The sequence below is a fragment of the Mesorhizobium sp. M0293 genome (genome assembly GCF_040321735.1).
Taxonomy (GTDB): Bacteria; Pseudomonadota; Alphaproteobacteria; order Rhizobiales; family Rhizobiaceae; genus Mesorhizobium.
Genome location: NZ_JAMYSA010000018.1, coordinates 18,561 through 42,989 on the forward strand (window position 1 = coordinate 18,561; position 24,429 = coordinate 42,989).

At 61.3% G+C, this 24,429-nt stretch carries 21 protein-coding genes; 8 read left to right on the forward strand and 13 right to left on the reverse strand.

Going from position 1 to position 24,429, the window contains the following annotated elements; translation table 11 throughout:
• Window positions 1–324 precede the first annotated feature (324 nt).
• Complete coding sequence (locus NKJ06_RS09635) at window positions 325–1,098, forward strand: NAD kinase (protein ID WP_352809705.1); 774 nt, start codon at window positions 325–327, stop codon at window positions 1,096–1,098.
• Window positions 1,099–1,300: 202 nt separating this feature from the next.
• Entirely contained in the window at window positions 1,301–2,899 is a 1,599-nt protein-coding gene (locus NKJ06_RS09640) for a DEAD/DEAH box helicase (RefSeq protein ID WP_352633459.1), read from the forward strand.
• 68 nt (window positions 2,900–2,967) lie between these two features.
• Here the strand turns inward: NKJ06_RS09640 and NKJ06_RS09645 are convergent, their stop codons facing one another.
• Complete coding sequence (locus NKJ06_RS09645; RefSeq protein WP_352633461.1) at window positions 2,968–3,861, reverse strand: LysR family transcriptional regulator; 894 nt, start codon at window positions 3,859–3,861, stop codon at window positions 2,968–2,970.
• A 117-nt stretch (window positions 3,862–3,978) separates the two neighbouring features.
• Between NKJ06_RS09645 and NKJ06_RS09650 the strand changes: the two genes are divergently transcribed.
• Window positions 3,979–4,863 (forward strand): NmrA/HSCARG family protein, encoded by an 885-nt coding sequence (locus NKJ06_RS09650; protein ID WP_352633463.1) that lies wholly within the window; start codon window positions 3,979–3,981, stop codon window positions 4,861–4,863.
• A gap of 48 nt (window positions 4,864–4,911) precedes the next feature.
• Complete coding sequence (locus NKJ06_RS09655; protein ID WP_352633465.1) at window positions 4,912–5,178, forward strand: DUF2798 domain-containing protein; 267 nt, start codon at window positions 4,912–4,914, stop codon at window positions 5,176–5,178.
• Between the two features lie 103 nt (window positions 5,179–5,281).
• Here NKJ06_RS09655 and NKJ06_RS09660 read toward each other — a convergent pair whose 3' ends face one another.
• The 9 genes from NKJ06_RS09660 to NKJ06_RS09700 form a co-directional block, all read right to left on the reverse strand.
• The gene (locus tag NKJ06_RS09660; RefSeq protein ID WP_352809708.1) at window positions 5,282–6,187 is read right to left on the reverse strand and encodes an ankyrin repeat domain-containing protein; all 906 of its coding nucleotides are present in this window, start codon (window positions 6,185–6,187) and stop codon (window positions 5,282–5,284) included.
• A gap of 196 nt (window positions 6,188–6,383) precedes the next feature.
• A complete protein-coding gene (locus NKJ06_RS09665) occupies window positions 6,384–6,989 on the reverse strand; it encodes a hypothetical protein (protein ID WP_352633469.1) in 606 nt (201 codons plus the stop codon).
• Between the two features lie 245 nt (window positions 6,990–7,234).
• Window positions 7,235–7,885 (reverse strand): YiaD family glycine zipper/OmpA-like lipoprotein, encoded by a 651-nt coding sequence (locus NKJ06_RS09670; protein ID WP_352633471.1) that lies wholly within the window; start codon window positions 7,883–7,885, stop codon window positions 7,235–7,237.
• A 174-nt stretch (window positions 7,886–8,059) separates the two neighbouring features.
• Window positions 8,060–8,428, reverse strand: a complete 369-nt coding sequence (locus NKJ06_RS09675; protein ID WP_352633473.1) for a GFA family protein — start codon at window positions 8,426–8,428, stop codon at window positions 8,060–8,062.
• Window positions 8,429–8,548: 120 nt separating this feature from the next.
• Window positions 8,549–8,926: a hypothetical protein gene (locus NKJ06_RS09680; protein ID WP_352633475.1), complete on the reverse strand. Its 378-nt coding sequence runs from the start codon at window positions 8,924–8,926 to the stop codon at window positions 8,549–8,551.
• Window positions 8,927–9,214: 288 nt separating this feature from the next.
• Entirely contained in the window at window positions 9,215–9,628 is a 414-nt protein-coding gene (locus NKJ06_RS09685; RefSeq protein ID WP_352633477.1) for a GFA family protein, read from the reverse strand.
• 169 nt (window positions 9,629–9,797) lie between these two features.
• Window positions 9,798–10,929, reverse strand: a protein-coding gene (gene prfB, locus NKJ06_RS09690) for a peptide chain release factor 2 (RefSeq protein WP_352633479.1) whose coding sequence is annotated in 2 segments (ribosomal slippage) — window positions 9,798–10,862 and window positions 10,864–10,929 — 1,131 coding nt in all. Because the reading frame shifts where the segments join, the coding sequence is not laid out codon by codon here.
• A gap of 115 nt (window positions 10,930–11,044) precedes the next feature.
• The gene (locus tag NKJ06_RS09695; protein WP_352633481.1) at window positions 11,045–13,501 is read right to left on the reverse strand and encodes a penicillin-binding protein 1A; all 2,457 of its coding nucleotides are present in this window, start codon (window positions 13,499–13,501) and stop codon (window positions 11,045–11,047) included.
• 213 nt (window positions 13,502–13,714) lie between these two features.
• Window positions 13,715–14,977, reverse strand: a complete 1,263-nt coding sequence (locus NKJ06_RS09700) for an N-acetylmuramoyl-L-alanine amidase (protein ID WP_352633483.1) — start codon at window positions 14,975–14,977, stop codon at window positions 13,715–13,717.
• A gap of 655 nt (window positions 14,978–15,632) precedes the next feature.
• Between NKJ06_RS09700 and NKJ06_RS09705 the strand changes: the two genes are divergently transcribed.
• Window positions 15,633–18,572: an Rne/Rng family ribonuclease gene (locus NKJ06_RS09705; RefSeq protein WP_352633485.1), complete on the forward strand. Its 2,940-nt coding sequence runs from the start codon at window positions 15,633–15,635 to the stop codon at window positions 18,570–18,572.
• A 116-nt stretch (window positions 18,573–18,688) separates the two neighbouring features.
• Here the strand turns inward: NKJ06_RS09705 and NKJ06_RS09710 are convergent, their stop codons facing one another.
• The 3 genes from NKJ06_RS09710 to NKJ06_RS09720 all read right to left on the reverse strand — a co-directional run bounded on the left by NKJ06_RS09710 (window position 18,689) and on the right by NKJ06_RS09720 (window position 21,433).
• Window positions 18,689–18,967 (reverse strand): hypothetical protein, encoded by a 279-nt coding sequence (locus NKJ06_RS09710; RefSeq protein WP_352633487.1) that lies wholly within the window; start codon window positions 18,965–18,967, stop codon window positions 18,689–18,691.
• Window positions 18,968–19,350: 383 nt separating this feature from the next.
• Window positions 19,351–20,280 carry a glutaminase gene (locus NKJ06_RS09715; RefSeq protein WP_352809712.1) on the reverse strand — a complete coding sequence of 310 codons (930 nt, stop codon included), beginning with the start codon at window positions 20,278–20,280 and terminating at the stop codon, window positions 19,351–19,353.
• A 4-nt stretch (window positions 20,281–20,284) separates the two neighbouring features.
• Window positions 20,285–21,433: a pyridoxal phosphate-dependent aminotransferase gene (locus NKJ06_RS09720; protein WP_352633491.1), complete on the reverse strand. Its 1,149-nt coding sequence runs from the start codon at window positions 21,431–21,433 to the stop codon at window positions 20,285–20,287.
• Window positions 21,434–21,579: 146 nt separating this feature from the next.
• Here NKJ06_RS09720 and NKJ06_RS09725 point away from each other — a divergent pair, with 146 nt between their 5' ends.
• The 3 genes from NKJ06_RS09725 to aroQ all read left to right on the forward strand — a co-directional run bounded on the left by NKJ06_RS09725 (window position 21,580) and on the right by aroQ (window position 24,423).
• Entirely contained in the window at window positions 21,580–22,974 is a 1,395-nt protein-coding gene (locus tag NKJ06_RS09725) for a M48 family metalloprotease (RefSeq protein ID WP_352633493.1), read from the forward strand.
• 60 nt (window positions 22,975–23,034) lie between these two features.
• Window positions 23,035–23,838 (forward strand): DsbA family protein, encoded by an 804-nt coding sequence (locus NKJ06_RS09730; protein WP_352633495.1) that lies wholly within the window; start codon window positions 23,035–23,037, stop codon window positions 23,836–23,838.
• A gap of 150 nt (window positions 23,839–23,988) precedes the next feature.
• Entirely contained in the window at window positions 23,989–24,423 is a 435-nt protein-coding gene (aroQ, locus tag NKJ06_RS09735) for a type II 3-dehydroquinate dehydratase (RefSeq protein ID WP_292186858.1), read from the forward strand.
• The last annotated feature ends 6 nt before the right edge of the window (window positions 24,424–24,429 follow it).

Sequence of the window (24,429 nt, forward strand, 5' to 3'; positions counted from 1 at the left end):
GAAAGACGATGATCAGGCGTGTTACCGGCAATATGTCGGCCTCGACTGGCTAGCCCCCACGCCACCCATCCACTGCCGGCTAACATGACCGGTCCGGCTTTACGAGAGTTTAAAGCCGATCTTAACCATCACATTCGGGTAGCCTTTGACATGATGCGCGAACGGCAAGGCCGCATCCCGCCTTTTTATGCCGCCTTGCAGCCCGGGACGGGCCTTGCCATCCGGGATGGTGCTGCCATGGCTCCCTTTGCAGACATGCCCTGCCCATGCTACCCCGGCGCTGGCGCGGCCCAGCCGCTGCCAACCGGTCGTCATTGGGGAGCCATGAGCAAAGCCGCCAGCCGCATCGCCTTCGTCTCGTCCGACACTGCTGACGCCAAGACGGCGCTGGAAAGCCTGTCGGCGCGCTATGGACAATCCTCCGTCGAGGAAGCCGAAACCGTCGTCGCGCTTGGGGGTGACGGTTTTCTGCTGCAGACCCTGCGCGACACGATGGGGACCGGCAAGAAGGTCTACGGCATGAACCGTGGCACCATCGGGTTCCTGATGAACGAGTACCGCTCCGGTGGGCTTACCGAGCGTCTCGCGGCCGCCGTTGCCGAAACGATACGCCCGCTGGAGATGCTGGCCATGACCTCGGAAGGCGAAACGCTTTCGGCGCTGGCGATCAACGAAGTGGCGCTGTGGCGGCAATCCTATCAGACGGCCAAGATACGGATCACCGTCGACGATCAGGTACGGCTCGAGGAACTGAGCTGCGACGGCGTCATGATCGCCACGCCGGCCGGCTCCACCGCCTACAATCTTTCCGCGCATGGGCCGATCCTGCCGCTCGACGCGCCACTGCTGGCGCTGACCCCGGTCAGCCCGTTTCGCCCGCGCCGTTGGCGCCGCGCGCTGCGCTCCAACAAGGCGCCCGTGCGCTTCGACATACTCGAGCCGGAAAAGCGGCCGGTGAACGCCGCCGCCGACCATACGGAAGTCAAGGCGGTAACCTCGGTCACGGTCAGGGAATCGCCCACTGCGACGGCGACGTTGCTGTTCGATCCCAACCATTCCTGGAACGAACGCATTCTCGCCGAACAGTTCCGCTATTGAGCCGGGGCCGCGACCAGCACCTCGATTAAGCATCCCGATTAAGGTTACAACTTCACAATCGCGCCAATCACGGCCGTTTCTGTTGACAAATCGAGGGCTTGCTCCTAATTGCAATACCAATCTTGCAGGCGCGTGGCGCTTGCCGCGACAGATGTCGTTAGACGCCGTTGCGCTTCCCCGAACCAGCCAAAGACAACAACAATTGTCCTCAGACACCACGACCGCTCCAGAAGCGTTGACCTTTTCAGACCTCGGCCTGTCGCCGAAGGTTCTTTCCGCAGTCACCGATGCCGGCTACACGCAGCCGACGCCGATCCAGGCCGGCGCCATTCCGCACGCGCTTCTCGGCAAGGACGTGCTGGGCATTGCCCAGACCGGCACCGGCAAAACGGCATCCTTCGTGCTGCCGATGCTCACAAGACTGGAAAAGGGCCGTGCCCGCGCCCGCATGCCGCGCACGCTCATTCTCGAGCCGACGCGTGAGCTTGCCGCGCAGGTCGAGGAAAACTTCGTCAAATACGGCAAGAACCACAAGCTCAACATCGCGCTGTTGATCGGCGGCGTATCCTTCGACGAACAGGACAAGAAGCTGGAACGCGGCGCCGACGTGCTGATCGCGACGCCCGGCCGCCTGCTCGATCACCGCGAGCGCGGCAAGCTGTTGCTCAACGGCGTCGAGATCCTCGTCATCGACGAAGCGGACCGCATGCTCGACATGGGCTTCATCCCCGACATCGAGCGCATCTGCGAGATGATCCCGTTCACCAGGCAGACGCTGTTCTTCTCGGCGACGATGCCGCCGGAAATCACCAAGCTCACCGAAAAGTTCCTGCACGCGCCGGTGCGCGTCGAGGTCTCGAAGGCCGCATCGGCCGCGACCAACATCATCCAGCGCCTGGTCAAGTCCGGCTCCAAGCCATGGGACAAGCGCGAGACCTTGCGCAATTTGATCAAGGCCGAGGATGCGGAACTGAAGAACGCCATCATCTTCTGCAACCGCAAGGTCGAGGTGTCGGAGCTGTTCCGCTCGCTGCTGAAGTATGATTTCGACGCCGGTGCGCTGCATGGCGACATGGACCAGCGCGCGCGCATGCAGATGCTGGCCAATTTCCGCGACGGCAAGCTGCGCTACCTCGTCGCCTCCGACGTCGCCGCGCGCGGTCTCGACATCCCCGATGTCAGCCACGTCTTCAATTACGACGTGCCGATCCATGCCGAGGACTACGTTCACCGCATCGGCCGCACCGGACGCGCCGGGCGCTCTGGAAAATCCTTCACTATCGCGACCAAGTCGGACACCAAGTACATCGACGCCATCGAGCGGCTGATCGGCAACAAGATCGAGTGGCATGACGGCGACCTGTCGACAGTGGTCGCCAGCGAAGGCGAGGACGATGCTCCGCGCCGCGGCAAGGGCGCGCCGCGCCGTGCCGGCCGCAAGGACGATGACCGCAAGGACCATGATCGCAGGGAAAAGGGCGGCGAGCGCAAACCACGCGAACGCCACGCCAGGCACGGCGAGGAAGCGGCACCGGAAACGGTGCGCGAGGATCAGCCGGGGGCCGAGGCCGCAGTCGCCGACATCGGCGAACGGCGCTCGCGCAAGGAAGCGATCCGTTCGGAAAACACCGAGCGCAAATCATCCGATCGCAACGAACCGCGCGCACCGGAACGCGGCGACACGAGGCCGCAGCGCGACAGCAACCGCCCTGCCCGCCAACGCCACCAGGAAGACAACGACTCCACCGTCGGCTTCGGCGATGACATGCCGGCCTTCATGAAGATCGTCGCCAAGGTCTGATACGACAGCGCTGCGCGGCCTTTTGGACGCGCAAAGCCAGCCACCTGCGAAAATGACCAGCCGGCTGGCTAAAGGTTTTTGAGTTGCAGGCGGGACGCCAACATATCCAGAAACGTGCGAAGCTTGGCGGAAGACGATCTGCCTTCTGGCCACAAGGCGTGTATCGGCACCGGCGCCGGCTCGAATTCCGTTAAAACCAGCTCGAGGCGACCCTCATCCACCAAATGCCTTATCTGCCAAAGGGGTGAGTAGCCCAGGCCCAATCCGTGGATTGCCGCGGCATAGATGGGCGTCATCAAATTGGACCGAAAAGCGCCGGCGACTTTGACCGCTCGAGGCTTGCCTTCAATCTGAAACATCCATTCACCCGGACGCTCGTCAACGGTTCGAACGATGCAGCTATGCGCATTCAGTTCAAAGGGATGAGCCGGGCGGCCGCGGTGTGCAAAGTAGGAAGGTGCGCCGAATACGACGCGCCGCAATGCGCCCAGGCGTTTCGCTTGCAAGCTGGAATCCGGCAGATTGCCGATTCGTATCGCCAGATCGAGGCCCTCGGCACCGAGATCGACAAATCCATCGGAAAGCTGGAGGTCAACCTCGACCCGAGGATAGGTCCGCATGTAATCGGCGATGACAGGCACGAGGAAATCCGGACCGAACAGAACTGGTGCGCTCACACGCAAGATGCCTGACGGCTCCGATCGCTGGTTGGCCGCTTGCAGTCGGGCTTCATTTATTTCCTCGATGGCTGGTTTGATGCGGTGGAAAAAGCCCGCTCCGGCTTCGCTCGGTGTCGATCGGCGTGTTGTTCTGTGGACGAGCTCGACCCCGACGGAGTCTTCCAGTGTCGCCAAGGACCGGCTGATTGACTGCAGTGAGCGGTTCAGTCGGCGTGCGGCAGCCGTCAGACTTCCCAGTTCGATGACTGCAATGAAAGCTTCAAAATCATCTATCCGGTTCATGGACTCTCCCGAAAATCGATAGAAACTATCGCAACGCCGGACAATTGTAACGCGGTTCGCGACATTTTATTTTCCTGCAAGAAAGTCCGAAAGGACGGCTTGATGGAAGGAAATGTCATGCGAGCACCCAATCCAACCGTCCTGGTTGTCGGCGCCACAGGCCGATTTGCCGGACTTGTCGTGCCTGAACTTGTCCGCCGCAATGCCAATGTTCGAGCGCTTGTTCGCGACCATCCCGCGAACATCGAAAAGGCCGGGAAGCTCGGAGCATCCGAGGTCGTGACTGGAGATTTGCGCAGCCATCGGAGCCTGGAAAGCGCTGTCGAAGGCGTCGACGGCGTCTTTCACATCGGGCCCGCTTTTGCCCCCGATGAAGCCGCGATGGGTGTCGCCATGGTTGAAGCGGCGAGCCGGGCGGGTGTTCGAAAATTCGTCTTCTCGTCGGTGATCCAGCCCACCAATACGAGGCTGGAAAACCACGCGAGCAAGGTGCCGGTCGAAGCTGCTCTTTATTCGACTGATATGGAATACACCATTCTGCACCCTGCCAATTTCATGCAGAACATCGGAGCGGCTTGGCCGTCCATTGTCGAGCGTGGCGTCTTCTCGGAACCGTTTCCAAAGACAGCAAAGGTGGCGCGTGTCGACTACCGCGATGTCGCCGAAGTGGCTGCGATCGCCTTGACCGAAACGCGACTGTCCTATGCGACGCTGGAACTTTGCGCCGGTATGCACAGCCGCGACGAGATCGTTTCAATGATGGGTGAGGAACTTGGCCGCCCGATCTCCGCTGGCGAGCCGACATTTGCGGAATGGGCAGCAAAAGCCCGTCTTTCCTACAGCGACGGCCAGATGCAATTGCTGGCCAAGGTATTTGACCACTACGCTCAATATGGTGTCGGCGGAAACAGCCTGACGTTGCGTGCCGCCCTTGGGCGCGAGCCACGCTCTTTACAAAGCTTCATTCGCGAACTGGCCATGCGAACGGCACACGCCGCCTGATCGCACTCACAACGGGTCCACTCACATTTTTAGACAAGGAGATTTTTCATGGCACGCGACAGGGTTTTGAAATTGAGAAAACTACCGCCTTCCTACAGCGCGGTGATGATGCCGTTCGTTCTTTCGATCCTCATGTCCTGCATTGTCTCGGCGGTTTCGACGGCAATCGGCACGGGCTGGGCGAGCGGTTTCGTGGCGACCTGGTCGTATGCATGGGGAGCATCATGGCTTGTCGCGTTTCCGAGCCTGCTGATTGTCCTTCCGATCGTGCGGCGGATCGTTGCAGTGATCGTCGATCAGCCAGCCCGGTCCTAGGCCACGTTCTATCCGCGTGTGTTTTTAATCTTGGGGTGGGCTCGATTCCGCTCGCGCCGCTGCAAGTTAATTTGCGGATCACGGTACCACCAGACAGGAGCTATCAATCGGGAAGCGGCGGCGGTGTGTCACTCAAGGTCCGCAGGTAAGCGATGACGTCTGCTCGCTGCTTCTCGTCCTGCAGGCCCGGGAAAATCATATCTGTTCCAGGCAAAGTGAGTGCGGGGTTTGAGATAAAAAAATTGAGTTCCTCGAAGGTCCAATCGCCACCAGCGTCCTTTAAACTTGACGAATACTCGACATCGCCTTGCGAAGCCTTACGCCGCCCTACGATGCCCCATAGATTGGCCTTTTTGGAAATCTTGACCCCCGGCGCTGCAAGATGACAAACCCCGCACGTTCTGCCGAAAATTTCTTTGCCCGATTCAGCGTTTGCCGATGCAAGTCGTGCCGAAATCGGCGCAAGGGCCGGTCGTCCGGCGCCATGACTGCGCAAGTAGGCCACGACGTCCTCGTGACCACTGAGCTTGGCCAAATGTATGGGCGGATTTCCATTCGATGTCAGTGCGTTGACCTCTGCCCCGGCGTCCACAAGATGAATGACGCACTGAAGACAGCCATTTTCGGCAGCCACGTGCAGCGGCGTCTGCGCTTTCGCCACCTGATTTGGATCGGCCCCATTGTCGAGCAACAGCTTCACGATCTCGGCGTGCCCAGCCTTGTTGGCGGCGTAGAGTGGCGTTCTTTGCCAGCTGACGGGCAGGTTGACGTCCGCGCCACGATTGATCAGAAGTTTGGCTAACTCGACATTTCCGCCTTCGCAGGCGATGTAGAGCGCCGTAACGCCGTCAAGTTCGTCAACAGCGGCGCCTTTGTCCAAGGCGAAAGCCACTGCCGCGACGTCGCCATTCCTGACAAGATCACCTAAGCTGCTCGCCTGGGCGGGCAGTGTAAAAAGGCAAAGGACGCACGAAGCCATTGTCACCCACATGCGTCCTCGCTTGATCATTGCATCCTCCCTGAAGAGAGTTCCATGACGGGTTTGTCCTAGACAAGCTGGCGACAACGCCCGAGCCGGCGGAAGAGATTTTAAGATGCCTGGTCAATGACCGCTCTGGCCCTCTGCGACATGGCGACAGGAGCCGAAACGGGCGCTTTCGCCTTGGAAGCGCCATTTATGAGTTCACGCCAGCCTGTCTCGCCCGTTACATCGGCCCGGGCATCATCTTGGTCGGCTTTTCCAGCATCGGAAACTCGGCCTTGCTGCATTTCACGTTCGGGTTCGTCGGACTGAACATGCCGTTCGGGTTGTCGCCGAGCCAGGCATGAAGGTCGTAGTGCACGAACTCCCTCGGGATGAGCGGATAGTGCCCCTCCATCGGTCCCATGAATGTTTGGCCAAAGAGCTTCGGGGGTTCCTTGGTGTCTGGCGTCAGAGGCATCAGCCATTCCACGCCCACCAGACGCAAGCCCTTCTTGGTCGGTTCGTAGATCAGGACATTGGGGTGCATCGGGTCGAGTTTTTGGCCGATACTCGGGACATTGACGAAATGGATACCCATGGCGCCCTTCGGGTAATCCATCGCACCCGCTATCTTTTCTCCGCTGTAGTAGACGCAGCCGACTGTCGACAGATAGAGGTCGCGGACGGCTGCGGTGTAGTCCTCATATTTGGCGAGTGACTTTTTCAAGGCATCGATGTCGGCCTTGTTGGCGTCCTCGGCCCGAGCCGTAGCGACGCCCAACCATGCGCTTGCGAGACCTGTTAAAATGAGGACGCCGCAGCGCCCGAGGCTGGCTGTTCTTGGCATGCATTCCTCCCAGATTTTCTGATCTGGCCGTGCAAGACCGAGGCGGAAAAATGCTGATTGCGCGGCCAGTTGTACCGCCTCATCCCCTCCGGAACAGCAACGATGCTATTCCCTTCCATGGCTGCGGGAAAGCAATTATTTTAGCAATAGCTAATTCTATGATGCGCCAATCTGAAGAGCATCGACATCAGTTCAAACAAAAACGGCCCCATGTGGGGCCGTTTCGCATTCGCTTGCCGAACAGATCAGGTGAGCGGCGAGAGCTGGATCTCGACGCGGCGGTTCTGAGCGCGGCCTTCGGCCGTGGCGTTGGATGCGACCGGGCGCGTCTTGCCGAAACCGGTGACGGCGAAGCGGCGCTGATCGACGCCCTGACCGGACAGATAGTTGGCGACCGCCAGAGCGCGGCGCTGCGACAGATCGAAATTATGCTGCTCGCCGCCGGTCGAATCGGTATGACCGAAAACGTCGACCGTGGTCTGCTTGAACTTCTTCAGCACCAGCGCGACCGAGTTCAGCACCTGGTAGAAGCCAGGCTTCACCGCGTCCTGATCGACGTTGAAGGTGATGTCGGATGGCATGTTGAGGATGATCTGGTCACCGCTGCGGGTGACGCTGACACCGGTACCCTCAAGCTGTCGGCGCAGTTCGGCCTCGTTCTGGTCCATTGTGGCGCCGATGGCGCCACCGGCGAGCGCGCCGATGCCGGCACCAATCAGCGCGTTGCGGCGGTCATTGCCGCCGGCAAGCAGGCCAAGACTGGCACCTGCCAGAGCACCGAGGCCTGCTCCGGCCGCCGTATTGGAAATCTTCTGGTCGCCTGTATACGGATCAGTGGTGGTGCAGGCGCTCACGAGCACAGCCGTCGCCACGACGACGAGCACAGTCTTTTTCATAGATGGTCCCTCTCCAAGTCACGCCTTGCGGTGGCGCCAAATCAGCCCTTCCGGCGACTTGTACCATGAATTGCGGCGAAAAGCGGAACGGCAAAAGCACCGCCCATGGCTTTTCCCGGGGACCATGCCCCGGCGAACGCGCCGCATCGCCGCGCTGGGATGACCAGAACCAGGCTACCAGAGATTCTTGCCGTCGATGACCACCACTTCGACCTTGTCTAGATCGAAATCATCGAACAGCCGCGAGTTGACGCTGATCTTGGGATTATCGAAATCCGGCTCGCCGGTCGACCAATCCGGTGTTTCCGTGAAGGTGCCGCAGCCGCAGGTGGCGCAAAACCCATGCTTTACGGTTTTCGATCCCCATTGGTAGAAAGAAACGTTCTCTATCGGACTGGTGAGCTTGAATTGCGATGGAATGTAGTAGGCCCAGAGCGAGCCGCGTTTCGAGCAGAACGAACAGGTGCATTGCGTCACCGTCTGCGGTGCCTGCGAAACCTCGAACGTCGTCGCCTTGCAATGACAGCTTGCCTTGATGGTCATCAGCGAATTCCTCTCCATTGCCCGCCACCTGTGAGGCAAGGCAACATAAAGAAGTGCTCCTGACAACCATCCGTCAGCAGGCTTGCCCGCTAAGAAAAGTGTCGACCGCCGACGCCCTCGTCAGTAAGAGCGCGGCGGCACGAACAGGCAGATCGTCTTGCCGGCGTCGAGACCGGCCTGATGCGCGCACCAGTGGAACTCACCATCCGGGCTGTCCTTGACGCGCTTGTCGCTCATGGGAACAACCTCACCCGTGCCGGCGATGACATAGCCCTCGGGTTTTTCCAACACTTCGCCGGTATGAGCCGTACGACAATCATAGTTGGCGCAGCATGCGAATGGGTAACTCCAGCCTAGTGGCTTTGCCGCTGTCGGTGTGGCGTCATGCGCAAAGGCAGGTGCCGTCAGCATTGCGATTGCGCCAATTGCGAACAGGGAAAACAAGAGTCGGCCGACCGGTTCAGCGGCATGGGCCGATCTGGATGTGGCAGCAGACATGGAAGCGTTCCTTTCAAACGAGCATCAAGCACTTTGCTTGCCCGTTCCCGGAACGTGTCTTCCCAGCGGCCAGATCGTCAGCTTGCAGATATGCCGCGCCCGGCCATAAATGCTTTTTGTCTCCCCTCGATGCCGTGATGGTGAGCGCAAATGTGAGTCGGCGCAAGAAATTGCTGCGTTCACGAGTGCCGCGGCGCATGCCAACCAACCATCCGCTACCGACCGCTGAAATCAACTTCCCGGCAAACAGGTGTCGAATAAACGGGATTGGTGCGGTGTGGTTCCAGCCTATGGCTGGTTGGCGATCACATGCTCTTGATATTGAGGCAGGCCGTCGGCGATGTTGAACCAGCTGGCCTTCGAGCCGACGAAGATGTGCGCGGTCGGGCGGATGGCCGGATCGTCGACAAGTGTTCCCATGGCAACGTGGACGAAAGCGCCCTCGCGGACGAGCGAATAGAGCAATGAGCCGCACCGGCCGCAATGCGCGTCATGGCCGCTTTCGTCGCCGAAGATCAGGAGCTTGTTATGCCCCGCGGTGAGAGCAAACTTCTCGCGCTCGATACCGGCGAAAGGCTTGAAGGCCGAACCGGTGGTGCGGCGGCAGTTCGAGCAATGGCAATTCGCGGCATAGATGAATTCGTCCGCGACTTCGTAGTGAACCGCGCCGCAAAAGCACTTTCCGGTGAGCTTGCTAGTCACTCTCTCCTCCGTCGCCAAGGTGCGAAGGGTATGTTCAGATTCAGGTCAGGCCGAGTCAAAAATGGTGGGTTCCGAGAACCGGAGCGGAGCGGACATTCGGGTCCGTGAGCACCGGAAACGCAGGAAGCCGCCATTTGCAGGCCGGCCTCACCTGAATATGAGCATAGCCTTAGTCCAGGTCCGCCACGGCTTCACCCGCACCACCTTCGATGCGCTGCGACAACGAGGCTTCCATGAAATCGTCGAGGTCGCCATCGAGTACGCTCGACGGGCTGGTGCTCTCGACGCCGGTGCGAAGATCCTTCACCAGCTGGTAGGGCTGCAGCACATAGGAGCGGATCTGGTGACCCCAGCCGATATCGCTCTTCGACGCTTCGGTGGCGTTCGCAACCGCCTCGCGCTTCTTCAGCTCTTCCTCGTAGAGGCGCGAGCGCAGCATCTCCCAAGCCTTGGCCTTGTTCTTGTGCTGTGAACGTTCGGCCTGGCAGGCGACAGCGATACCGGTCGCAAGGTGGGTGATACGCACCGCCGAATCGGTGGTGTTGACGTGCTGGCCGCCGGAGCCGGACGAGCGATAGGTGTCGATACGGACATCGGATTCGGAAACGTCGATCTCGATCGTGTCGTCGATGACCGGATAGACCCAGACGCTGGCGAAGGACGTATGGCGGCGCGCATTGCTGTCATAGGGCGAAATACGCACCAGGCGATGAACGCCCGATTCCGTCTTCATCCAGCCATAGGCATTGTGGCCCTTGATCATCAACGTGGCGGACTTGATGCCGGCCTCTTCGCCGTCATGCACTTCCAGGATCTCGACCTTGAAGCGGCGCCGCTCGGCCCAGCGCGTGTACATGCGCAGCAGCATCGAGGCCCAATCCTGGCTTTCGGTGCCGCCGGCGCCGGCATGGATTTCGAGATAGGTGTCGTTGGCGTCGGCTTCGCCCGACAGCAGCGTCTCGACCTGACGGGCCTTCGCTTCGCCCTGCATCGAGCGGATCGCGGCTTCGGCTTCGGCAATGACGCCCTCGTCGCGTTCTTCCTCGCCGAGTTCGATCAGGCCGATATTGTCTTCCAGCGCCTGCGTCAGGCCTCTCACCGAGGCGATGCCTTCTTCAAGGCCCTGGCGTTCGCGCATCAGCTTCTGCGCTTCCAGCGGTTCATTCCAGAGGCTGGCGTCCTCGGCGCGCACATTGAGGTATTCAAGCCGCTTTATGGCCTGATCCCAGTCAAAGATGCCTCCTCAGCAGGGTGATCGCCTGCCTGATCTCGTCGACAATATTCTGCGTTTCCGCGCGCATGGCTGGCTGTTCTGTCCTGTTTGCCGAATTTGGTCGGCGATACATAGGGAGGCCGCCGCCGGCTGTAAAGCAAAATGGGCCGGCGCAAGGCCAGCCCATCCGCTCATGAAAATCGTCAGTAGAGGCCGCCGCCGCCGGACTGGATGGCTTGATTGGCCTGCGGCGACAGCGCGCCACCGGTGGCATTGGAGCCATCGGCGCCCATGCCGATCACCCAATAGCTGTCGGCGGGGCCGGTACCCGGCTTGAAGGCCTCGATGATGGTGCCGGGATCGCCCGAGGCGGCACGCATGCCGGTCTTGCGATTGATGGCGACCAGGTTCATGCCGTCCGGAACCTTGAAGTCGACATTGGGCGTGCCGTCCAGCGCCACCCGCATGAAGTCCTTGAAGATAGGTGCCGCGAGACCACCGCCGGTGGCGCCATGGCCAAGGCCGCGCGGGGTGTCGTAGCCCATGTAGAGGCCGACGACGAGGTTGGGCGTGTAACCGATGAACCAGGCATCCTTTTCATCGTTCGTCGTTCCGGTCTTGCCGGCGATGTGGCGGCCCAGTTCGCCGATGGTGGCGCCGGTGCCGCGCTGCACGACACCTTCCATCATCGAGGTGATCTGGTAGGCGGTCATCGGATCGAGCACCTGCTCGGAATTGTCGACCAGTTCCGGCTCAGGCTGGTTCTGCCATTCGGGCGCATTGCAGCCCTGGCAGCCACGTTCGTCCTGCTTGAACACGGTCTTGCCGTAGCGGTCCTGGATGCGGTCGATCAGCGATGGTTTGATCGACTTGCCGCCATTGGCCATGATCGAATAGGCCGACACCATACGCATCACGGTCGTTTCCCCGGAGCCCAGAGCCATCGGCAGATACGGCGCCAGATGATCGTAGACACCAAAGCGCTCGGCATATTCGACGACCAGCTTCATGCCCATGTCGTTGGCAAGCCGCACCGTCATCAGGTTGCGCGACTTCTCGATGCCGGAGCGCAGGGTTGCCGGACCAGCGACGGTGCCGTCGTAGTTCTTCGGCGTCCAGGTCGTATTGCCGCTCTGGATGGTGATCGGCCCATCCATGATCACCGAGGCCGGCGTATAGCCATTGTCGAGAGCCGCCGAATAGACGATCGGCTTGAACGAGGAACCCGGCTGGCGCATGGCTTGCGTCGCGCGGTTGAATTCGGACTGCGCGTAGGAGAAGCCGCCGACCATGGCCAGCACGCGGCCGGTATGCGGATCCATGGCGATCAGGCCGCCCTCAACCTCTGGAACCTGGCGCAGGCTGTAGGCGCCATCGGAGCCATCGTTCTTCTGCACGAAGATGACGTCGCCCGGCTTCAACACCTCCGCCGGCGACTTGGCCTTGACGGTCTTGCCGTCGACCACATGGCGCATGGCAAAACCCATGTCCTCCTTGCTGACGGTGCCTTCGACGCGTTCCTTGACGATTTCGCCCGATGCCTGGCGCGCGGGCTGCAGACCGATCGACAGGCCGGTCGCCGAACTGTCGAGCACGACGGCTAGCGACCATTCGGGAACGTCCTCCAGCCCTTTGACGGCGCCCAGCGGCACGCCCCAGTCGCCCGACACGTCGATGGATTTCACCGGCCCGCGATAACCGCGCAGGGTGTCGTATTTCATCAACCCGTTCTGCATCGACTTGCGGGCAATGAGCTGGATCTTCGGATCGAGTGTGGTGCGGACGGAAAGGCCGCCTTCGTAAAGCGCATTCTCGCCGTAACGGGCGATGATCTGGCGGCGCACCTCTTCGGTGAAGTACTCGCCGGCAAACAGATAGTTGCCGTTGCGGCGCGGCGTCACGCCCAGCGGCTCAGCCTTGGCCTTGTTGCCTTCCTCACGCGTGACGTAGCCATTCTCGACCATCTGGTCGATGACCCAGTTGCGGCGCTCCAGCGCGCGATCGGCATGCTTGAAGGGGTGGTAGTTGTTCGGCCCCTTCGGCAGGGAGGCCAGATAGGCGGCCTCGGCCACGCTCAGCTCGTTGACCGACTTGTCGAAATAGGTCAGCGCCGCGCCGGCGACGCCATAGGCGCCGAAGCCGAAGAAGATTTCGTTGAGATAGAGCTCGAGAATACGGTCCTTGGGATAGGCCTGCTCGATGCGGAAGGCGAGGATCATCTCCTTGATCTTGCGCTCGTAGGTCTGGTCCGAGGACAACAGGAAGTTCTTCGCCACCTGCTGGGTGATCGTCGAGGCGCCCACCTGACGCCTGCCCGAGCCGAGATTCTGCAGGTTGACGATGATGGCGCGGCCGAGGCCGGTCACGTCGATGCCAGGGTGGTTGTAGAAGTTCTTGTCTTCCGCCGACAGGAAGGCCGCCTTGACGCGGTCCGGTATGGCCTGGATCGGCAAGTACAGGCGCCGTTCGCGCGCATATTCGGCCATCAACGCGCCATCCGATGAATGGATGCGGGTGGTCACCGGCGGCTCGTATTTAGCCAGCACCTCGTAGTCGGGCAGATCCTTCGATAAATGGCCTATGTAGATCGCAACGCCCGCCGCGACCAGAAGGGCCAGCGTCGTGCCGATGCCGAAAAAATAGCCAATGAGACGAATCATACCCGCTCCAGTCCTTGGTTCGGGAATTTCCTAAACGAAGCCGCCTTTCGCGCAAGCTTTCGAGCCGGTCCCAATCCGTAATCGAAGACCCTTGTCGCCACCATGTGGACAAAATACGGCAACGCAGGATTTCGCGGTCGCGAGCCGAAAATAAAAGCACCGTGTGTTGTCGCCGAGCAACGCTGCCTCTGGTTGCAGGCGCCGCCGGGCATATCAGCCTCCGGTTCCCGGTTCCGCCTTGGCCGAAGCGAAAAGCGCGACGGCATTGGTTATGCTCTGGGCCGCCTTGCCCCGCCAGTCGGCGTTGAGCAGCTGCGCCTCGTCCTTGGCGTTCGAGAGGTAACCGAGTTCGACCAGTACGGATGGCACATCTGGTGCTTTCAGCACCTTGAAGCCCGCCGAACGCTGCGGATTGTTGATCAAGCCGACGCTGGTTGACAACTGGCCGACCAGCGTGTGGGCGAAACTCATCGAGAAATTGTGCGTTTCACGGCGGATCAGGTCGATCAGGATGTCGGTGACTTCCTTGCTGTCGTTCTTGATTTCCATGCCGGCGAACTGGTCGGAGAGGTTTTCCCGGTCGGCAAGCGCCTGCGCCTCGGGATCCGAAGCCTTGTCGGAAACCGTGTAGACGGTGGCGCCGCGAATGCCCTTGACGCTGATTGTGTCGGCATGGATGGAAATGAGCAGGTCGGCCTCATGCTGCCGGGCAATGCGCACGCGGTCGTCCAGACGCAGGAATTCGTCGGTGTTGCGCGTCATGAACACATCGTAATTGCCGACGGCGGCCAGTTTGTCGCGCAGCTCCGTGGCGAAGGCGAGCGTGACGTTCTTCTCGATGGTGCCGTTCAGGCCCTCGGCCCCGCCGTCGATGCCACCATGGCCTGGGTCGATGACGACGGTGAAGCGATGGCCCGGATTGGAGACCGGTCCGGTGCCGACCCGCTCTCCCTTGTCGGTCGAAACCGTCGATCCGGTGGTCAGCGCCTGATTGGCAAGTGCGGCATCGAACTCGCGTGCGGACGCCGCCGACATGTCGATGGCAATGCGGTAGCCGTTTCCGTCCTCATTCTTCAGCACATCGAGCTTGTCGACGGCGAAGGGTCCCTTGCCGGTGATGATCAGCCGCGAAACGCCCTCGCCGAGCTGGCCCAGGCGTACGCCCTTGACCAGGCCGCGCGCCTTCAAATCCTTGGCGTCAATGGCGAATCTCGTATTCGCGAGATCGAGGACAAGCCGGTTGGGACCGCGCAGCAGGAACCATTTGATATCGGGCTCGCGGTCGAAATCCATGACGATGCGCGTCTTGGTGGCATCGCCGGCCATCTTGTAGCCTTTTGCCACAAGTGGAGCGTCGGCGGCATTGGCGACAGAGGAAAAGGCAGACGAGATCGCCAGCAGCAGCAAGAAGCAGAAAGCGGCCAGAATCCGGCCGCCAACACGACATCCCTTGTCTGTGAAGTCTGCCAGTCCCATCTCTCTTCCAGTCGCTCCCGGTTTGGCGCCAGGCGCCTGGTCGTTTCGTCGAAGTGCCGGTTAGGCCGCGAACTCGATTAACGATTGGTATCCAGAGAAGGTTAACCAAGCCTTTTCATGCAAGGGTCGGTAGCTGTACTTACGTTACGGAACTGCTTTTTGCCGGCATCGGAAATCGGGGTTGCCTTCCACCCTGCCAAATCATAAAAGCGATGGTGGATCACTGCAATCCTGGAACCGCCCTCCTCCGCAGCTTCCTGCTACAGGGTCAGATGAAAAAGGCGGCTCCTTTCGCTTCACGCGAAAAGGGTTCAGGTGATCGCGACGAATTTCGCAGGTGTGCGCCCGTGGCGGGGGAATCGCCTGCGTGAGGAAAACGGCCGGGTTTGTTCCCGCGCCGGCTCTGTATGAGCAAACAAGCTGGTCCGGTTCGTCCGGGCTTTGGTTCAAAAGGTTCTGCTGGTGACGATGGCTTCAAGCGCAATCATGGAAAGGTCCGCATCAAACCGCGCCAGTATGGCTGCGGGCGGCACCGCCATGGCGCTCAAGCGGCGGCCGGCGGACATCCAGATATCCGGCACCCACATTCCAGACACGCAGCAGCAGGCTTTGCCTCGCAAGCTGCGGCTGACGGCTGCCGGGAGGAAACGAAATAATGCCCAACAAAATGCTAATAGACGCCTCCCACCCGGAGGAAACACGCGTTGTCGTCGTTCGCGGTAATCGTATTGAAGAATTCGACTTTGAATCCCAGGACAAGAAGCAGCTCAAAGGAAACATCTACCTAGCCCGCGTAACGCGCGTAGAGCCCTCCCTTCAGGCAGCCTTTGTCGAATATGGCGGCAACCGTCACGGTTTTCTCGCCTTCAGTGAAATTCACCCCGACTACTACCAGATTCCGGTCGCCGATCGTCAGGCACTGCTGCGCGCGGAAGCGCAAGAGGCAGAAGACGAGGAGAACGAGGACGGCGACGGCGATGATCGCCAAAGCCGCGATCGTGGACGGCGCGGCCGCCGGCGCGGCGGCAAGCCCCGCGACCGCGGTGAGCACAAGCGCGATGCAGCCGATTCCGGCGAGGCAAGCGATGCTGCCGACGAGACAAGCGACAATGGCGACGATGCTGTTGCCGATGACATCTCCCACACGTCCGAGATCATCGAACATGCGGCCGATACGTCGGAACATGCCGATGCCTCCGCGCATGGCGAGGATTCCGCCGATCAGGACGAAGGCGAAACCCGCGAAGGCGGTCCGACGTCGATCGCAGCCTCGGTCGAAGCCGATGTGATTTCCGAACCCGTCCCGCAGGCCGAACAGGGCAGCGAAGCGACGTCAGGCGACAATGATCGCGGCATGCTCGAGGAGGTTCAGTCCTCGCATCCGGATGATCACGAGGTCGAATCGGTCGGCGCCGAGGATGCGCTGGAAGAAGTGCGCAACCGCCGCAAGCCGGTGCGCCGCCAGTACAAGATCCAGGAAGTGATCAAGCGCCGACAGATCCTGCTGGTGCAGGTCGTCAAGGAAGAGCGCGGCAACAAGGGTGCGGCGCTGACCACCTATCTGTCGCTTGCCGGTCGCTATTCGGTGCTGATGCCGAACACGGCCCGCGGCGGCGGCATTTCGCGCAAGATCACCAGCGCGGTCGACCGCAAGCGCCTGAAGGAGGTCGTTGCCGATCTCGAAGTGCCGCAAGGCATGGGCGTTATCCTGCGCACCGCTGGCGAGAGCCGCACCAAGGCGGAGATCAAGCGCGATTACGAATATCTGATGCGGCTTTGGGAAAATGTCCGCAGTCTCACCTTGCAGTCCACGGCCCCTGCCCTGGTCTATGAGGAAGGCAGCCTGATCAAGCGTTCGGTGCGCGACCTCTACAACAAGGATATCGACGAGATTCTTGTCTCCGGCGAGGAAGGCTATCGCGAGGCCAAGGACTTCATGCGCATGCTGATGCCGAGCCACGCCAAGGTGGTTCAGCCGTTCCGCGACACGACGCCGATCTTCGTGCGCAACGGCATCGAAGCGCAGCTCGACCGCATGCTGCAGCCGCAAGTGACGCTGAAGAGCGGCGGCTACATCATCATCAACCAGACCGAGGCGCTGGTTGCCATCGACGTCAATTCGGGCCGCTCCACCAAGGAGCACTCGATCGAGGACACCGCGCTCCACACCAATCTGGAAGCGGCCGAGGAAGTCGCGCGTCAGCTCAGGCTGCGCGATCTCGCCGGCCTGATCGTCATCGACTTCATCGACATGGAGGAGAACCGCAACAACCGCTCCGTCGAGAAGCGGCTGAAGGATCACCTCAAGAACGATCGTGCGCGCATCCAGGTCGGCCGTATCTCGCATTTCGGCCTGATGGAGATGTCACGCCAGCGCATCCGCGCCAGCGTGCTGGAATCTACCATGAAGCCCTGCCCGCATTGCGGCGGCACCGGCCACGTGCGATCCGATTCGTCGGTCGCGCTGCTGGTGGTGCGGGCGATCGAGGAATTCCTGCTCAAGGATTCGCGCAGCCACATCACCGTGCGGACGCCGGCGGCGACCGCGCTCTATGTGCTCAACCACAAGCGCGGCACGCTGGTGGAACTCGAAAGCCGCTTTGGGCTGACGATCACCGTCGAGGCCGACGATTCGGTCGGTGCGCAGCATTATGCGATCTTCCGCGGCGCGCTGGCTGAAAAGCCGGAAGGCTTTGTCGAGTTGCGCAGCCTGCCTGCCTATGTCGAGCCGGAAGAGCCCGAAGACGAGATTGTCGTCATCGAGGAAGACGACGAGGCGCCGGTGCAGGCCGAACAGCCACGCCAGCAGCCGCAGCAACAACCCCGGCCTGCTGCCGCTGGCGAAGAAGGTGAAGGCCGCGACCGCAAGCGTCGCAAGCGTCGCAGACGTCGCGGCGGCAAGGATCGCGACCGCGAACATGGCGCGCCAACGGACGGTGCTTCCGTCTCGACGCCTGCCAATGAGTTCTCCGACTCGGCCGCTAGCGATAGTGACGCGGAAGCGGACGAGGACGCCGCTGTTGGTGTTGCCGAAACCTCCGAAACGGTTGAGGCTTCGGACGAAAGCCAGGGCACTTCGGATGAAGGCCCGGGCAAGAAGCGCCGGCGCGGCAAGCGCGGCGGCAAACGCAATCGCCGTGAAGATGGCGAAGGCGAAGCCGAGGCAAGCGCCGGCGAGACAGCCGACGCGTCTGAAGGCGAAGTCTCCGCAACCGAGGTGATCGCCAGCGAGCCAGTAGTTGCCGCACCGATCGAAGAGCCGGTGGCGCTTGCTCCGGCCAACGACGACACGCCGAGCACCGAGAAGCCGAAGAAGCCACGCCGTGTCGCCAAGCCGAAGAAGGCCACGGCCGAGGTCGCCGCCGAGGCGCCGGCCGCCGAGGTGGAAGCACCGGTCGAGACGCCGGCCACTGCGTCCGACGAGGCAGCGGCTGTCGAGAAGGCACCGAAGGCCCGCCCGTCGCGACGCAAGGCGGCGGCCGCGGATGCGCCAGTCGCCCCGGTTGTGTCTTCGACCGTTGCGGAAGAGTCCGCAGCCAAGACCGAAGACAAGCCGAAGCGCGCCGGCTGGTGGCAGCGGAAGGGCTTTTTCTAAGCCTTTTAGTCACTTGAAGTGATTTTCTGACAAATAAATCCCGCGCTGTTTTGAAAGACGGCGCGGGATTTTTGGTAGCGAGGGGCGGGTTTCCCCGCCCCTGGTTCCTCATTGGCCTATCTGTTCTTGCCCGGCAGGTCCGACGTGGTCGTCGTCGAGCAGTTGTTACAATCGGTCTCGCCCTGCTTCACCTGACCATGTGGCCCTGAAGTCGTGGTGGTCGTTGTCGTCGTGCCACTGTTATCCGGGTTGGCGCTGTCATTTGTTTTTCCGCCATTTCCCTGTCCGGATGTAGTTGACGTATCGCTGTCAAATCCATTCTTCACGGCAGACGCGGGAGCGGACGCTGCGAGTGCGAGTGCCAAAGCCGCCGCGAACGTAAGGAGCGTTTTCATCTATTCCTCCACTGAGAAGCCCAAAAGCGACCCATCTTTTTGAGAGGCCGCATCTTTTTTTGAGAGGCAGAGGCACGTGAGAGGCAGAGGCACGGCCTGATGCCGCAAAGAACCATGAGACTCTTCCAGCGAGGACGGGTCCATTCTCTATTCGATAGTATTATGGTTAATGGCCCGGAACTGATCGAACGATATATGTCGTTCGGGTTAGGCGGTGCCGCGGCAGGCGCTGTGGGCATTCGCCGGCAATCTAAGATTCCAAACTGACCCACTACCGTTTTTTCACATCTGGCGTTCCGATCCGCCGCGAGATGCTAAAGCGCTTCTTTTATTCTACGCATGTCGTTGCCCCAAAACCGCTGCGCACTTTTGGGCGACATGCATCAAGGCGCGAAGATCGACCAGTTCATCATCCTGGCCAGCTTTTCCAGTGCGATCGACCCCAGCTTGGAATTGCCGTTGGCGTTGAGGCCTGGCGACCAGACGGCAAGCGACGCCACGCCCGGCACGATACCCAATATGCCGCCGCCGACGCCGCTCTTGCCGGGGATGCCGACGCGGAAGGCGAAATCGCCTGAGCCGTCATAATGGCCGCAGGTCAGCATCATGGCGCCGATGCGGCGTGTCCGCTCGGCCGCCTCCCCGGAATGCCCGGTCGCCGGGTTCTTGCCGCCATTGGCGAGGAAGCGGCCCGCGAGCGCCAGTTGCCGGCAACTCATGGCGATGGCGCAGTGATGGAAATAGACGCCCAGCGCCAGCTCCGGCGCATGGTGGAGATTGCCGAAAGATTTCATGTAGTTGGCAAGCGCGAAGTTGCGATAGCCGGTGGCCCGTTCGGACGCCGCGACCTCGCGATCGATAATGATCGTCTCGTCATCGGCGAGGAACTGGATGAAGCGCAGGATTTCGCCGATCGCCTCGCGTGGCTGGTGGCCAGCAAGCAGGATGTCGGAAATAACGATGGCGCCGGCATTGATGAACGGATTGCGCGGAATGCCGTTCTCATGCTCGAGCTGTACGATCGAGTTGAACGGATTGCCTGACGGTTCGCGCCCGACCCGCTGCCACAGCGCGTCGCCGACATTGCCGAGCGCCAGCGTCAAGGTGAACACCTTGGAGATGCTCTGGATCGAAAAGGCCTGCTCGGCGTCGCCCGCCATCAGCACGCGGCCGTCATTGGTGACAGCGGCGATGCCGAATTTCTTGGGGTCGACCTTGCCCAACTGAGGAATGTAGGTGGCAACGTCGCCGCGATCGCTGCGTTCGGCCATTTCGGCGGCGACTTCGCCCAGCGCCTGCTCAAGTTCCGGCATAGCGCTACCTCAACCAGCGTTCAATGCGCGCAATTGCCTCGACCATGTCGTCGTGGCTGCCGGCATAGGAAAACCGCATCATCCGGTGCCCCGCCTGGGTGTCGAAGTCGCGGCCGGGCGTTGCCGCGACATGCGCCTCAGCCAGCATCTTTCGTGCAAAGGCCATGCTGTCGTTGGTGTGCCGGGTGACATCGCAAAAGGCGTAGAAGGCGCCGTCCATCGGTGCCGCCAGCGGAAAGCCGAGTTCCGGCAGGCGTTTCATCAGAAGTTCGCGATTCCGGGCGTAGCGGCCTTTTACCGCTTCCAGTTCCTCGGTTGCCTTGAACGCCTCGATGGCGGCGATCTGCGACAGTTCCGGCGGCGAGATGTAGAGGCTCTGGGCGACGCGCTCGACCGGCCGCACCAGCTCTTCGGGCAGCACCATCCAGCCGATGCGCCAGCCGGTCATGCAGTAGTATTTCGAGAAGGAATTGATCACCGTCACGTCGCCTCCGTAGGCAAGCGCCGTGGTGTCGGGAGCGGAATAAGCCAGCCGGTGGTAGATCTCGTCCGAGATGACGGCGATGCCGAGTTCTTGTGCCGTCCTCACCAGGGCCGCCAGTTCATCGGCCGGTATGACCGCGCCGGTTGGATTGGCCGGACTGGCGAACAGAACGCCCTTCAGCGGGTTCTCGCGATGCGCGGTTTCCAGATGGCCGGCATGCAGATAGGCGGCGTCGCCGAGTTCGATCTCGACCACCTCGATGCCGAGTGCGGCCATGATGTTGCGATAGGCAGGATAGCCGGGTGCAGCAATGGCGACGCGGTCGCCTGGATCGAACATCGCCAGGAAGGCGAGATTGAAGGCGGCCGACGATCCGGTGGTCACAGCGATCCGGCCGGGCTCGATATCAAGCCCATAGTGATCAGCGTAGTGTTCGGCGATCGCCTTGCGCAAACCTGCCAGTCCCAGCGTATCGGTGTAACCGATGCGACCGTCCTGCAAGGCCTTGGTCGCCGCCGCGCGAACCAGAACCGGTGCGGGATCGGAGGGCTGGCCGACGGCCATGGAAATGACCGGCACGCCTTGCGCCTTCAGCCGGTTTGCCTCGGCCAGAATGTCCATGGCATGGAAGGGCTCGACATTGCCGCGGCGTGAGAGCGAAACAACCATTTTATCCCTATTCCCGACGATCAAGCGCGCCAAGCCCCTGATGCATACGCCGCACAAATGCCCGATTGATGTGAGGATCACAAGTTGAGGAAGTTTCCGGCGCCGACTTTTCATCTTTCGCCCGCTCGTCTACCAGTGGACCCATCATGTTGAGCCGACCCAGATCGACGATTGCCCAGGCTGCGCGCGTCTTCGCGACGCTTTCGCTCGGCGTTGCCGTCGCAGTGGCAAGTTCGGCCAGCGCCTTCGCCCAGAACGTGCCGGTGGTACGCGACGCCGAGATCGAGGCGCTGGTGCGCGATTATGCGCGGCCGATCTTCAGGGCGGCGGGCCTGGCAAATGACGGCATAGACATCGTTCTTGTCAACGACCAGAGTTTCAACGCCTTCGTCACCGGGCGCCGGCTGTTCATCAACACCGGCGCGCTGATGACGGCCGAAACGCCCAACGAGATCATCGGCGTCATTGCCCACGAAGCCGGCCATATCGCCGGCGGCCATCAGCAGAAACTGCGCGATCAGCTCGAACGCGCCAAGACGATGGCAATCATCGCGACATTGCTTGGCGCCGGCGCCATCGTCGCCGGTGCGACCACCAACAGTCGCGGCCTTGCCGGTGCGGGCATGGGCGTGGCGGCCGGCAGCGGCGAGATGGCACAGCGCAGCATCCTCGCCTACCAGCGTACCGAAGAGATGACGGCCGACCGTTCGGCGATCACCTATCTCAACGCCACCGGCCAGTCCGGCATGGGCATGCTGAAGACCTTCCACCGTTTCCAGACGGCGCTGTCGCTTTCGGGCGCCCAGGTCGATCCCTACCGGATCAGCCACCCAATGCCGCAGGATCGCATCGCCAATCTCGACGTGCTGGTGAAACAGAGCCCCAATATCGACAGGCTGGACCCTCCCGCGTTGCAGCAGCGTCATGACATGATGCGGGTGAAGATCGCCGTCTACATGAATGGCCAGGCCGCTGCGTCGCGGCTGATGCGAAAGATGCAGGGAACCTTGGCCGCGCAGTATGGCGATGCCCAGTCGACCTACCTGTTCGGCAACATTGCCGCCGCGCTCGCCAAGACCAATGCACTGATCAAGGCGCAGCCGAAGAACGCCTATTTCCAGGAACTGCGCGGCGATATCCTAATGAAGGCAAACAAACCCAAGGAAGCGGCGGACGCCTATGCCAAGGCGGTCAGCCTCGATCCGGCACGGTCCGGCTTGCTGCCGGTGTCCATGGGCCAGGCGCTGATGGCCGTCGGCACACCGGAATCCTTGAAAAAGGCCGTGGTGCAGATCAACAACGGCCTCGGGCGCGACAAGGAAAATTCGGCCGGGTATCGCTATCTGGCGCAGGCCTATGGCGAGTTGGGTGACATACCGGGCGCCGAACTTGCCACCGCCGAAGGCCATTTCTATTCCGGCAACTACAAGGATGCGAAGATTTTCGCCATGCGGGCACAGCAAGAGATGAAGCGCGGCGAGCCGCGCTGGCTTCGCGCCCAGGATATCATAAACTACAGGCCATCAACCAAGATCAAGTGAACCTTCCGGCCGCGCGCCACGACACAGCCAGACCGGAAAACAGGTAGAAGGAACGGAACGATGAAAAAGGCACTGCTGCTGGGCACCACGGGGGTTGCGGTCGCTCTTGCCATGCTGGCTTTCGGATTCGTGGCAGGGAACCCGCAGATTGCCAAGGCAGGTACCGCGCAGCCGGTCGAGACGGCGGCGGCCGACACCAAGATCGACCGCACCGAGGTCGAAGGCATTATCCGCGACTATCTGCTCAAGAACCCGGAAGTCCTTCTGGAGGTCCAGGACGCGCTTGAAGCCAAGCAGAAGGAAGAGCAGCGTATCGCCCATCTCGGCGTCATCAAGAACGCCAAGGACCAGATCTTCAACTCCGCCTTCGACGGCGTCGTCGGCAATCCGAACGGCAAGGTCACCATCGTCGAGTTCTACGACTACAATTGCGGCTTCTGCAAACGTGCCATCGACGACATGAAGGCGCTGACCAAGACCGATCCGGATTTGCGCTTCGTCCTCAAGGAATTCCCCATCCTCGGACCGGATTCGCAAAAGGCGAGCGTCGTCTCGATGGCCTTTCACCTGATGCACCCGGAAAAATACGGCGAGTTCCACAATGCGCTGCTCGGCGGCCAGGGGCGCGCCACGGAGGCAGCGGCCATCAAGGTCGCGCTGTCGCTCGGTGCCGACGAAGCAGCGCTGCGCGAGAAGATGAAGGATCCCTCGATCACCGAGACCTTCTCCAAGACCTTCGATCTTGCCAACAAGCTGGCGATCACCGGAACGCCATCCTATGTCGTCGGCAACGAGGTCGTGTTTGGTGCGCTTGGGCAGGAAGTGCTGGCTGAAAAGATCGAGGCGGCGAAGGCCGCGCTCTGATCTTGCTCGCGAGCATATTTCTCACGGGCACATTTCCGCCTGTTGTGGACAGTGAAAGAACGCACTTGCGCTCTTTCCGCGGGCGTCTATGCCCATTATAGAGGGCCCAGCGCGCCGGCTTGATGTCGGCGCCGGGAAAGGTCGGCTTTTTTGAAAACGGTTTTCGTCCTGAACGGTCCCAATCTCAACGCGCTCGGCAAGCGCGAGCCGGGCATCTATGGCGGCAAGACACTTGCCGCCATCGCCGACGACTGCAAGCAGGCCGGCACGGCACTTGGGCTTGAGATAGATTTCCGCCAGTCGAACCATGAGGGCGACCTTGTCGACTGGATCCAGGAAGCCGGCGACAAGGCTGTCGGCATCGTCATCAATCCTGGCGCCTACAGCCACACATCGATCGCCATCCACGACGCCATCCGCGCTGTCGCGCCATTGCCGGTGGCCGAAGTCCATCTTTCCAACATCCATGCGCGGGAACCATTCCGCCACGTCTCCATGGTCGCGCCGGTCGCCGTCGGCATGATCTGTGGCTTTGGGCCGCTCGGCTACACGCTGGCATTGCAGGCGCTGGCAGCACGCCTATGACCGGCC